This is a genomic window from Streptomyces sp. NPDC030991, from assembly GCF_055571235.1.
In genome coordinates, this window is record NZ_JBVIFR010000049.1 from 1 (window position 1) to 11,578 (window position 11,578).

General features: G+C 66.4%; 9 protein-coding genes and 2 pseudogenes. 6 read left to right on the forward strand and 5 right to left on the reverse strand.

What is annotated here, in order from left to right; translation table 11 throughout:
• Positions 1 to 150: 150 nt before the first annotated feature.
• The 3 genes and pseudogenes from ACZ45E_RS39570 to ACZ45E_RS39580 all read right to left on the reverse strand — a co-directional run.
• Positions 151 to 1,065, reverse strand: a complete 915-nt coding sequence (locus tag ACZ45E_RS39570) for a transposase (protein WP_468231376.1) — start codon at positions 1,063 to 1,065, stop codon at positions 151 to 153.
• A gap of 107 nt (positions 1,066 to 1,172) precedes the next feature.
• Entirely contained in the window at positions 1,173 to 1,655 is a 483-nt protein-coding gene (locus ACZ45E_RS39575; protein WP_468231356.1) for a hypothetical protein, read from the reverse strand.
• Positions 1,656 to 2,618: 963 nt separating this feature from the next.
• Positions 2,619 to 3,740, reverse strand: a pseudogene (locus ACZ45E_RS39580) (RHS repeat-associated core domain-containing protein); the annotation flags it as partial.
• Between the two features lie 172 nt (positions 3,741 to 3,912).
• On the opposite strand from ACZ45E_RS39580, the pseudogene ACZ45E_RS39585 reads away from it, so the two are divergent.
• From ACZ45E_RS39585 to ACZ45E_RS39600, 4 genes and pseudogenes are all read left to right on the forward strand, one after another.
• Positions 3,913 to 4,134: pseudogene (locus ACZ45E_RS39585) on the forward strand (transposase family protein); the annotation flags it as partial.
• 923 nt (positions 4,135 to 5,057) lie between these two features.
• Positions 5,058 to 5,582, forward strand: coding sequence for an SIS domain-containing protein (locus ACZ45E_RS39590; RefSeq protein ID WP_468231358.1), 525 nt, complete (start codon positions 5,058 to 5,060; stop codon positions 5,580 to 5,582).
• A gap of 97 nt (positions 5,583 to 5,679) precedes the next feature.
• Positions 5,680 to 6,177 (forward strand): triose-phosphate isomerase, encoded by a 498-nt coding sequence (locus ACZ45E_RS39595; RefSeq protein WP_468231360.1) that lies wholly within the window; start codon positions 5,680 to 5,682, stop codon positions 6,175 to 6,177.
• A 441-nt stretch (positions 6,178 to 6,618) separates the two neighbouring features.
• Positions 6,619 to 7,146, forward strand: a complete 528-nt coding sequence (locus ACZ45E_RS39600) for a hypothetical protein (protein ID WP_468231363.1) — start codon at positions 6,619 to 6,621, stop codon at positions 7,144 to 7,146.
• Between the two features lie 815 nt (positions 7,147 to 7,961).
• On the opposite strand, the gene ACZ45E_RS39605 is transcribed toward ACZ45E_RS39600, so the two are convergent.
• Both ACZ45E_RS39605 and ACZ45E_RS39610 read right to left on the reverse strand, forming a co-directional pair.
• Positions 7,962 to 8,468 (reverse strand): hypothetical protein, encoded by a 507-nt coding sequence (locus tag ACZ45E_RS39605; RefSeq protein WP_468231365.1) that lies wholly within the window; start codon positions 8,466 to 8,468, stop codon positions 7,962 to 7,964.
• Positions 8,469 to 9,571: 1,103 nt separating this feature from the next.
• Positions 9,572 to 10,009 carry an ATP-binding protein gene (locus tag ACZ45E_RS39610; RefSeq protein WP_468231367.1) on the reverse strand — a complete coding sequence of 146 codons (438 nt, stop codon included), beginning with the start codon at positions 10,007 to 10,009 and terminating at the stop codon, positions 9,572 to 9,574.
• A 246-nt stretch (positions 10,010 to 10,255) separates the two neighbouring features.
• Between ACZ45E_RS39610 and ACZ45E_RS39615 the strand changes: the two genes are divergently transcribed.
• Together ACZ45E_RS39615 and ACZ45E_RS39620 are read left to right on the forward strand one after the other, a co-directional pair.
• Positions 10,256 to 10,414, forward strand: a complete 159-nt coding sequence (locus ACZ45E_RS39615) for a hypothetical protein (protein ID WP_468231370.1) — start codon at positions 10,256 to 10,258, stop codon at positions 10,412 to 10,414.
• A 388-nt stretch (positions 10,415 to 10,802) separates the two neighbouring features.
• Entirely contained in the window at positions 10,803 to 11,141 is a 339-nt protein-coding gene (locus ACZ45E_RS39620; protein ID WP_468231373.1) for a hypothetical protein, read from the forward strand.
• The last annotated feature ends 437 nt before the right edge of the window (positions 11,142 to 11,578 follow it).

The window sequence follows — 11,578 nt, forward strand, 5'->3', positions numbered from 1 at the left end:
GCCGCCCTCACGGTCCTCCACGCACGGGTTCTGACTCAGAGCAGCGAGGCCAGCAGCAAGATCAAGACGACGTGTTAATGATCTGCAAGCCCTTACGAGTTGGTGCGTGATAGCGGCTGAGGCGTGTTTGTCCTGGTCGTGTGGCTGTCGTCAGTCGGTGATGGTGCGGTCGGAGACGAGGGTGGCGATGGCTCGGTAGGTGGCGGGCAGAACCTCCCGTCGGTGTGTCCAGCGGGTCAGTTGCTTCCAGCGTTTGTGGTCGGCGAGGGCGTGTTCGACGGTGATGCGCCTGGAGGAGTGCCGGTGGCGGGCCCGGCGTCGGGCTTCATGCACTTCGGGCGGGCTGATCTTGTTGCCTTTTCTCGGCGGAGTTACCGCCTGCCCTGGGTGATCACGGCGAAGCCCGAGGTAGCCGTCGTCGAGGAGTACCTGAACGTCAGGAAACTGCTGGAAGCAGATGGCGATGCCTTCGTTGCGTGCAGCGGTCGCATCATGCATCCGTCCGGGTCGCAGGGCATCGACCCATAGCGTGCGGCCCCGGTGGTCGGCGATGACGGTGGCCTTCATCGTGTTCTGTTTCTTCTTCCCCGACACGAACGCCTGCCGTCCGCCGCGGCCGGCGGGCGGTCTGCGAACCTGGATTTCGGTGGCGTCCAGACGTAGTTCGATCCCCTCCGCCTGGGCATAGGCGAACACATCGGCCAGGGTCCGAAGTCGCAGGCCGGGGCGGTCGGGAACCGCATACCCGCGCTCGGCAAGCAGGGCGCGTACTTCTGTGATCGCGCGGGTGATGGTGGAACGGTCGACGCCGAACAGCAGCCCGAGCACCGAGTGCGGCAGGTCGTGCCGCAGATGGATCAATGTCACCACCAGCCGGTCGACGAACACCAGCTGGTGGCGGGCGCCGGCTCCAGCGGCCCGCTTCCTGGCCCCGCCCCGCGCGGCATGACGGCGGCTCTCGAGTCCGGCCTCCCACGGCACCGCCAACTCGTCGATCACACAGGCCAGATGACGCTGCGAGATCCCCGTGAACAGCCGATGCGCCAGCACCGCCCGGTTGACCATGATCGCCACAGCCGGATCATGCCACCTCCTAGGCACGACGCCTCATCCGCTATCACGCACCAACTCGTAAGGCGGGCCCCCTGATGCTGGAGTCCAATCGTCCTCCCTCAGCCCCGTGCCAATGCATGCAAGTCGTGCAATGCCTTGTTGTGGGCCAGAGCCGGATGACGCAATTCGAGACACTTAAGCCCGGCTGCAATAAACGATCGCACTTCGGCGGCATATACATCGAACGGGCAAGCCGGACAGGGGTCCGGCACTCCGCGGGTAGAGGTCAACCGGACTTGATCTTCCACTAGCACAAGGCGAATTACGTACGAATTCTCCGTGAAGTCGATCTCCGCAGAGCCAAGATCCCGAAGCGCCAGCAAGGAATTACCCAGGGAGTACATGAAGTCGACCAACGGAGGGCGCGCTCCGGACAAAAATGCATGGCCCGCAACCGAAAACTCTACTGGATACTCGAAGAACCCGTAGCGCAGATCGGTCTCACTAAGGGCGGCCAAGTCGATCCGCCCACTCTGCCAGGCCTGCCGATAACCCGACCCGACATCCCTGCTACTATCAGGCGTAAAATCGATCTTCAGCATGTCTTCCCTTTGTTTCCATTGGGGCAATTTTAGGAGGCTAAGTGCGAGGCTACAGCCTCGCACCGGTCAGGGTCATACGGCCGCCTACATGGGGTGAGCCGTGCGCAAGCTGCCATCTTCATTGAGGATCACTCTAATACCCGTAGATACCCCACCACCATCGTCTTCGGAGAGCCTCCCGATTGACTTACCAGGGCCGAAATTGTACTCATAGATGTTTCCGTCACGACCGTTGGTGTTCGCCCGTTTGCTACCGTTAGTCACAGCTTCTTGGATGCGCTGCTTCAGCTTTTCTCCCTTAACGAATTTCCCCTCGAAGACTCCCTTGTCAGAGCTATATAGTTTACCGCTCGTGCGGTGTCTATCCAACGTGTGCTGCCATCCGTCATACCCGGTACTATCCTGCTGCCACTTGACGGTTGGGCGAGCATCATCGGCACCGCCTCCGCTTGCCTTTCCGTGCGCTTCCCTGAGGGCCTTACCCAGGCCATCATTGATACGGCCAATACCGTCGCCGATACCGGCGCCGACCATGCCCGCACCGCCGACTACGAGGGCACCGCCGCCCGCGAGGCATCCCGCGCCAAGCGTGCCTACGCAATAGGTGCCACCAGCGGCGATGGTGTCTGCGCCGAACCCAGTTAGTGCGATGCCCCCAATGGTTTCTAGGGCACCCCACCATATGTCCGGTGTCGACACGATGGCCGTTCCATAGTTCATCACGGAGTCGACTGGACCTGCGATCCAGTCCGGAACCCAACTGTCGTGGCCGCTCCCGCCGTTACCGCTACCGCTGCTGACGGATCCAGTGCCATCCACCGGTGCCGTTCCGCCAAGGTCGAAGCACCACTGACCGGGGTAGCAAGCTGTGTTCTCTTTACTGACGTCGATGGTGGAGTCTTTGCTGGGTGAGCCACCGCGGCAGTGGGTGGCAACCCCTGTGGCGCATTCTGCAAATTGCAGACCAGTGGGGTCACTACCCGTGGTGGGTGCCTGATTGGCGTAGCTGTAGCCGTTGAGGGACTGGTGCTGGTCGAGGGTGAGGAGGGGGTCGATGCTGAGGAATTGGCCGATGGTGGGGTCGTATTCGCGGGCGCCGATGTGGGTGAGGCCGGTGGTGGTGTCGGTGGGTTTGCCGAGGAAACCCTTGTCGTCTGGCCAGGTGGTGGGTTTGGTGCCGCGGGGGGCGCCGAAGGGGGTGCTGTAGCGCTTGGTGACGGCGTAGGTGGTGGCGTCGAGGGCGATGCTGGATGTGCCGTGGTGGTCTGCGGCGAGGAAGTTGAGTTTGGTTCCGCTGACGCCGGTTGTGGCGGTGCGGACGGCGATGGTCTGGCCGGCCGCGGTGTAGGAGCGGGTGGCGGAGAGGGTTTTAGTGGTGCCCTTGGTGGTGAGGTGGACTTCGGTGGCGCCGAGGTAGAGGACGGTTTCGCCGTCTCCGGTGGCGCGGCGGATGAGGAGATCTCCGCTGGCGTCGTAGAGGTAGCTCGTGGAGTTTTTGGTGGTGCTGGTGGTGGCGAGTTTGCCTTCGCTGTTCCAGGTCAGGGTCTGTTGGCCGGCTGCGCTGGGGCGGCTGGTGGTGTTGCCGGTGTCGTCGTAGATGTACTTGTCGGTTGTGGTTCCGGTGACAGTTTGGGTGAGGGGGTGGGGCTGGTTGGTGGGTGTGTTGCCGTAGGTGTAGTTGGTGGTGGTGTTGCCGGAGCTGGTGTGCTGCGTTTGGGTTTTGCGTTGGCCGGAGGGTGTGTAGTCGTATGACGTCCAGTACGGGGCAGCGCCGTCGACGTTGGCGGTGGTGCGGCTGGTGGTGGCGCAGTCGGGGGTTTTGGGGGTCCAGGCTTCGGTGAGGCGGCGGTTGCCGTCGTAGGTGAAGCACTGGTAGTCGGCCTTGGCGGTGCCGCCCTGTGTGGTGGCGTCGAAGATGGAGGTGACGTTGCCCGCGTCGTCCTGGGTGAACTTCAGTTCCTGGGGCATGTACGCGTGGACGTCGTCGGTGACGAAGGAACGGGTGAGGCGGCGGGTGCCGGGCTCGTAGTCGTAGTTGAGGTAGGCCTTCTTCGCCGTGTCACCGCCCTGCATGCCGAGCGCGACGTTCTCCGCCCGCAGCCGGGCCAGCTCATCCACCGCACCGCCCCTGTCACGGCGTCCGGACACGGCCTGGTTCTCGTCCTTGTGCACCCACGTCCGCAGCGGTGATGCCGAGATCCGCGGCCACCGCCGCGTACGTCCGCTTCCCGGCCGCGGCACCGTAGAGCGCGACCGCGCCGGCGCTACCTTCCGCACCCCGTACCACCACCACAGCGAACAACCCGAGCACTACCAGCAGTTCAACCGCGACCACGCTCGACTCCGAGCGCCCGGCGAACGGGCCTTCGCCCACTCAAGTCCTGGCGCATCATGCGCAGAGCACGCTCCTCCACCCGCCGCATCAGCCGCATCGTCCAGGCCATCCAACGTACTGCTGACCTGCGACTACTCAGGATGAAAGAGGTTCAGTGAACCGTCCAGCGTGTCAACCGCTCACCGATCCGAGGTGCTTCAGCATGAGAAGGCGCTTCGTGACAGCTGCGCTTGCCTTCGTCACGATATGGGCTGTGGCAGGGATCGGCGACCGGTGCGGTGGGCAGAGTGTCCGCGGTGACTTCGAGTCTGACCGTTTTCCGGGAACGAAGAGCAGGTGAGCGGGGCGCCGACTGCGATGGCGGCGGACGGGCCGAGATGGCGTATCACGGCAGGGGGTTCCGGTAGTCCTCGGCGTCGCGCCGTGCACAGGTCCGGCCGGACCGGGCGCGCCCGCAGGCACGGCACGACCCGTGAGGACGGCGTCGCGCAATGCGCGCCGGACTGTCGCCCGACGCTCCCTCTCCACGGGCGGCCGGGTATGCGGCCTGACAGCTCCTTTCCCGATCTTTTCGCGGGACGGTGGTGCGTGGGTCTCATGGGGTTCGGGAGAGGTTTCTCGACTGGGAACGAAAGGCGTCTGAGTTCTTCCTTTTCTCACTCGGTGCGTGTGGTTTCTCACTCGGGCGTGCACGGGCGGGCCGGGTGTGCGCGCCCCCCGAAGTGACTATGGAATAAGGCTTTTCGATGAGGCAACGTGGCATCGGCGGAACCATTTTGCGTCTGCTCCGACTCCATCGCGCAGCACGCCGTGTGGAGCATGAGGTCCGCCGGTGTCCTGCGGCTGCCCGAAGGAGGTATCCAGGTTGCGCTGTCGCCCGTCACGCACCAACGGGAGAAACGTTCCTGCCCGCCTCCTGGTACCCGCTTGTCGAAATGCTTCACCTCGACGCCTGGCAGCCCCCGCCCTCGAAGCGTCCTCAACTCCTGTTCGAAACACCGCAGAAAGGCCGGTAATTCATCATGGTGGACCCGAACCTCCCTTCCGCTGAGCCGGGTCCTCTGGCCGTGAGCCTCGACGGTCCCCTCGCTGCTGCCCGGCGCACCGTCCTGCGCGAGATCGAGGCCCTGCTGCCCCGGACCGCCGAGGATCCGGCCCAGGATCTCGTCCATGCGCTGTTCGAGGCCCGCTGCGTCGTCGTCCTCGGGGTGGGCCGTTCCAGACTTGCAGTTGACGCCTTTGCGATGCGCCTCATGCACCTCGGGCTGCCTGCCCACGTGGCCACCGACATCACATGCCCCGCCGTCGGCTCAGGGGACCTGGTCGTCGCGTTCAGCGATTCCGGACATACGTCGGCCGTCGTCCAGCGTGCCGCGACGGCGAAAGAAGCCGGGGCGCGGGTGGCGGCTGCCATTGCCGCTGCCGACTCGCCACTGGCGGACCTGGCGTCCATCTCGCCGACTACAGCCAGGATCACGAACAGGATGCTTCGACCCAGTTCGTTGGGACTCTGCTCGAGCAGGGGGCACTGGCCTTCTTCGACCGTCTCGTCCTGTCCATCCAGCGCACCCGCGACATCGATCCGGACGTGATGTGCACGACATAACAACCTGGAATGACCTCCCTGCCGTTCGCCTCGCTGCTCATGTCACTCGCTCTGCTCATAGCCCGACCGGAGGAGACCCGCACGTGCCGGAGACCATGTTCTCGACCGTCATCAGCTGCACCAGCACCAAGATGAACCTCGGCCTGGCCGATACGCTCCGCTGGCTGGACACCGTGATCCTGCCGCTCGCCGACAAGCTCGCCGCCCTGCCCTTCTTCGTCTGCCTGCCCCCTCCTTGGGTGATCCCGGCCCGGCAACGGCTGGACGGCAGCGGCGTGAGCGTCGGAGCACCGGACGTCTGGCTCCGGGGCGGCGCCGCGACGGGGGGCGTCAGTCCTTCGTTGCTGGCCGAGATCGGCTGCACCCACGTCATGGTGGGCCACACACAACGCCGCCGTGTGTTCCAGGAGGACGACAACCTCGTAGCGCGGAAGATCGCCGCCGTTGTCCAGGCCGACATGACCCCGCTGGTCTGCGTCGGTGAGACGACTCCGCAGAGCCCCGTCACCGCGGCCGAGTACGTGGTGGCTCAAGGTGGCGGGGTCTACGGGGTATTCACCCTGGAGATCACGTCCGTGTGACCCCGGGCGCGCCACCAGCACTGCGGGACGGTAGGACGCGAGCACATCACCGGACGACAAGTCGGCTCAGAGCACCGACCGGTCCCACGCCTTCCGTTCTCCGGTCGCGTCACTGTGCCGCAACAGCGCATGTCGCCTCGTGCGGTCGGACCTGCTGACTACGAGCAGCGTGCAGCGATGGCAGGCGCCAACAACCCGGCTTCGGTCATCGCCACGGTCGTCGGTCGTCGCCTGGACGACGTCATCGACGACTTCCGCAACCAGCGCCGTCCGTAGCCTGCGTACACGGTGCACGTCATGCACGTTTCCCCCGACCGCTCGATGTGGCACAACCTTCCCAGCGAGCACCACCGACTCATCGCTCTCACCATGTCCGACGCCCAGCCGAGGCACGCCGACCCACACACCAAACTGCGACCGAGGGACTCTTCCATGCGATCCTTGACGACTCTCACCAGCGGCATCCTCGCTCTCACCCTGGGATCTGCCATCCCCGCATCCGCGTCCTCCGAGACCGCGGCGGTAGACCTGGTGTCCTGCCCGCTGGGCGTGCAGAACACCACTTACAGCCCCGGACTCACCCTGTCGTCACCGGCTCCGCAGGTCGATGTCGACAGCACCGGCACTCTGGGACCCTGTATGTCCTTGGACCTCAACCACACAGCCGGCACCTACCACTTCACCGGCGGCGGCGACCTCAACTGCCTCGGCGGCAGCAGCGCCGGTACCGGCACGATCTCCTGGAGCAACCCGGGGACGTCCCCCTCACGCTTCACGTTCACCAGCAGCCTGGCGCTGCGGCCGAACGGCACGACCGTGCTGGTGGCCACCGGCCCCGTCACGTCGGGGGACTTCGTGGGGCACACCATAGTCAACACGGTCGTCATCACCAGTACCGACCTGCTCGCTTGCACCACGCCCACGGGACTCACCTCCACCGCCGGGCCCTTCCTCGTCAACATTGTCTGACCTTGTCGTTCACCCCCGGACGTCGGACTGACAGATGACCGGGAACGGTGCCGCCGGGCCGGAAACGACGACAGCATCGGCTCCCTCCCGAAGGCGGCCCTGGTCAAGGCGATGATCCGTTAGGCCATCGCCGACCAGGTTGCCTTCGGGAGGGGGACAAAGGATGCCGCACACGGTTCAGCACGGGCTGGCGCATCGACCTCGCGCACACCGATCCCTTACACCGGGCGGCCACCATGCGCCACGGCCCGTCACCCGCTGTTCGAGGAAGGGTGCGGCTACAAGGCGCGCCGCTAGTTCGTCAGGGAGGTCAGGGCGAAGGTGACGACACCGGTCCGGGTGCTGACGCCGGCCCCCACGCAATCCAGCAGGTCGACCACCCGGCCGGTAATCTGCGGTACCGCGGGTCATAGGTCGCGGTCTCTGTGCCGGCCGCGCAGGTGACGTCGCGCAGATGTCGGCATGAGCGGTGCCAATGGACACGGCCAGAACGCCTGCGACCGTCAACAGAGGTGCCACAAGTACTGCGGGGAATCGACTACTCACAACGGGCCCCTTCGGTGGAAGGGAGGGGGTTCGACTGCGGGGGGGGCCGCACTTGCACGCTGTCGAGCCGACTGTGACCGGACACGAGAGTGAAGCCATGGTCCCGCAGCGGGGTGCGTGTACCCCACCCGCGCGAACACACAGAGGATGTCGATCGCAAGGCGCCCCGGAGAGCTTGTGGCACGCTCGTGCCGATGTCGACCGGTGGAGGCGGAGCGGTGTGACGGTCCGGCCGTTCATGAGGGTATGGCCGCCTCGCCCGTTTCCGATCAGAGCCCTATGACGAACGCGGTGTTGTAGTAGGTACACAGGTCGCTGGTCTGGCAGGCGCGGGAGGCGGTGCCGGCGCTGGCCTGCAGGAGGGGGTTGGTGGCCACCATGGTCCCGACCATCACCTGCGGTACGGGGCCGAGGTAGGTGAAGGTGACGTTGAACAGGCTTTCGGCGACTTCGTCGTCGTTGGCGTCATACCAGACGATCGTCCAGCCGGGGATGTTGACGGTGGCCGCGGACGGGGTGCCGGCGGCGGTGCCGGACCTGGGCTTGACCTTGCCGTACACGATCTGCGGGAAGGTAACCGACACGCAGCCGTGGTAGATGCTGGCGGCGGTGCCGGCGGTGTTGCCCTGGAAGTTGACGTTGATCTCGTTGTTTGCGTCCTCGCACACTACGGTCGGGTTCTCCGGGGCCTCAGCCTGGGCGGGGACCGCGGCGGCGAGCGAGCCGAACAGGGCGAGTGCCCCGGCGGAAGCCAGGACGGACAGACGACGGTGCATGGGCTATCTCCTTCAAAGGAATCCGGGTTGGAGGCATCGCTCCGTGCGGCCCCGCAGGCCGGCCTGTGCGCAACGTACGGGGCGACGCCCACAGCGTCCATGGCCCGAACGGGGCAGCGCACACCCCCCGCCTGGACGCGCCTCGGGTGAACACCGCGCGCTCCGAGTGCACCATAAGCAGTGACTCACGGCAGGTGTCCCCAGTTGGCCGGTAGTCGGCCGGCGCGCGCGGTGGGGCAGCGGTGGTGGGCATCGGTATGTGGCAAGTCCGACCAGGGCCGGAAGACTCTTCGTCGGCTGGTTCCGGCGGTCGACCCCGGTCGGCGGCTGGCGACGCACGCGCGGCTCTGAGGGCCTCAAGGCACCGGTGTGCGTTGCGGGGCCGCCTTGGACACAAGACAAATCGGTGGCCGGTGGGGAGCGCGGCACGTGGTCCGGCAAGGGCCCGCGGCGTCAGCCGGGCGGCAGGGAGACGGTCGTCTCGGCCGGAAGGAAGGTGCAACGCTCGCCAGCCCACTCCACTGCCGACCTGCTGCCCCAGCGAAGCCGGGACACCCGGCGGAGCGGAGCAGCGACCGGCAAGGGCGACGGAGCGCAGCGGAGGCGCCCGCAGCACGCCCCGCGCAAGGAGGCGAAGAAAAACGCTCCCTCCTTGCGCGCTGACGGCCGCCGCCACCCATGAGTGGCGGCGGCCGTCCTGCGTTCTCGACGCTACTCCCCCCACCCTCAACGGCCCTGCGGATGCGCCGTATTGCGCCAGAAAGCAACCGCAGGACGGCCCGCCGCTCCCGGTGCACCTGCCCTGCCCTGGGCGTAGCGTGCACGGGCATGACGCCGTCAACGCCCGCTCTCAGGGAATGCACGGTCAACGCCTTCGTGAACGGGCAGCGCGCGCCCGGGTCCGTGCCGCTTCCGCTCTCCTGCTCGCGGACCGGCACGAGCAAGCGGCCCGCACCGCACACCCGGACTTCCATCTGCGCATGAGCAGCACCTACCGCACGACGTCCGATCACCTGCTGGCAGCCGTCTGCGTGCAGGACGCCAGCTTCCTGCGTGCTGCTGAGAGTCCGTGGACGCTGCCGCAACCGCCGTAGCGGGAACCTTCAGCCTGTGTCCGCCTTGGATGCCAGCTGGGCCCACACCCGCTTGCCCCAGGGGGTTTGTTCGGGGCCGAGCAGGTCGTAGCCGTACTGGTCGGCGAGAGCGTTGATCACGAGCAGTCCCCGGCCGGCGTCTTCCGTGGCCATCGGGGCGCGCGGGTGGGGCAGCACGTAAGGCGAGCGGTCGACCAGGGCGAGGTAGACGCACGTGTCGGTGGGCCGGTCGATGATGATGCGCACCGACGTGCCGTGCGCGTAGCGGACCGCGTTGGAGACGAGTTCGGACAGCACCAACTCGGCCGTCTCGGTCAGGTCCTCCAGCTGCCAGGCAGCCAGTGCGACGCGCACCAGGCTCCGGGCACCAGCCGCGGTCTCGGCTTCGCGGGGCAGGGTCAGGTTGTAACCGGGGTGCCCGGCCCGGCGAGGGCGCGCTGCGATCATGCTCGCCGCCCCTCGAGGTGGAGTGCCGCTGCGCTGGGCAGGGCCTTAGCGTGGGTCATGTCGTCAACCCCTTGGTGGTTGATGGCCATACCCCGGGGCCGTTCGCGTGGTCGTCGGGGGTCTCTTCTGTTCAGTCAACTCCGCCGATCACGCGCGGACTTGCACATGTTTTGCAGACCCTGCTGCGGGCACCCGTCCCGGCCTGTGACCATGGGTCGTACGGCCGTGCCTCAAGGACTGATTGCCATGGGCACCATCACTGATCCGGCGCCGGGCGCGAACGTCGCGGTCGAAGCTCCGGGCCACGAAGGGCTCGTGGCAGTCCAGGAACCGGCCGTCACGGTGCAGCTGCCAGCCGGAGATGTCGCCGGTGCGGTGGGCCGGGGCAAGGACGTAGCGGGGTAAGGGCATCATGGGTTCTCTCCTGGTCTGTGACGGGTCGGGAGCGGTGGGGTGGCCGTGCGCCTGGCAGTGGACAGCCATCCCGCCGTATCGGCCTGGATTTCGAGCATCTCGGCGGTGTGCCACCTGTCGACCGGGATGTTCGGAACCGGGACGGCAACCCAGTCCTCAGCTGCAGGGTCACCGTTGATGGGAGAGTCCCCGTGCTGGTGAGGCGATTCCGCCGGGGAGGCGCACCCCGTGTGGCCGTAGCGTGCCGGGTGTGAGCGGTGGGAGCAGTGTGCGCGCCGGTCCTTTCGGACTATTCAGTGCGGGGGAATACGTGTGCAGCCTGGACGTACCGCGTCTACCAATCGCGTCAGCCGCGCCCTGGGAGAGACCATGGCCATATGTGAACCAACCCTGCTTGCCGATTGCGGGGCGGCGCGCCTGCGTCGGCCTGTTGGTGGGCTGTCCGGCCGTGCTCGGGCTGCTGTCCGGCGCGCAGGTCGCCTCCGCGGCGATGCTGATGACCTGCGCCGGTAGGCAGAACATCTCCGACAGCCCAGGCATCATCAACACTGTGCGCACCGGTACGGCCCAGGACACTGATCATCTCCGCCCTGTCCGTCACGAAAGTCAACTGGCAACTCGTGAGCACCTGCACTGGTTCGGTGACTTCCGACATCTGACAGGGAGCCGGCGTCGTGTGGTCAATGGCCCGCGTCACTCCGGCACTGCTGAACTGTGAGACGCCGCAAGGACTCGCCTCACTGGCCGGCGTGGACGTCTTCGCTTTGGTGCAGTCTGAGCCGCCTGAGGGGCAGGCCTGTTGCAGCGTCGGACGCGTGCCGCCGGTGGCCGTGCTTGATCTGTCGAGGCTGGCCTTCGCCGGGGGCGCGGTATCCGTCCGCCGATCCGTACAACCGCGGGCACAAGATGTGCCCGTGTACCCACCGCGCCTTACGCCCCACCGCCCGTCATCGAGCCATCGGGGGTTCGCCGGTCGCTCTGCTCAACATCCGCGCCTGGAGAGCGTGTTGCCGCCCTCTCCGAACCGTCCCACATTTCAGGAAGGAATCACAGCATGGTCCGCACCGGACACACCGCTCTCTCCAGGACCGGCTCGCTCCTGGCAATGGTCTGCCTACTCCTGATCGGTACCTGCCTGGCAGCCTCGCCGACCCA

What these genes read in the sequence shown, in the direction of transcription:
- ACZ45E_RS39570 (WP_468231376.1), bottom strand. Translation starts at nt 1,065, where the DNA reads ATGGTCAACCGGGCGGTGCTGGCGCATCGGCTGTTCACGGGGATCTCG.
- ACZ45E_RS39575 (WP_468231356.1), bottom strand. Translation starts at nt 1,655, where the DNA reads ATGCTGAAGATCGATTTTACGCCTGATAGTAGCAGGGATGTCGGGTCG.
- ACZ45E_RS39605 (WP_468231365.1), bottom strand. Translation starts at nt 8,468, where the DNA reads ATGCACCGTCGTCTGTCCGTCCTGGCTTCCGCCGGGGCACTCGCCCTG.
- ACZ45E_RS39610 (WP_468231367.1), bottom strand. Translation starts at nt 10,009, where the DNA reads ATGATCGCAGCGCGCCCTCGCCGGGCCGGGCACCCCGGTTACAACCTG.
- ACZ45E_RS39615 (WP_468231370.1), top strand. Translation starts at nt 10,256, where the DNA reads ATGGGCACCATCACTGATCCGGCGCCGGGCGCGAACGTCGCGGTCGAA.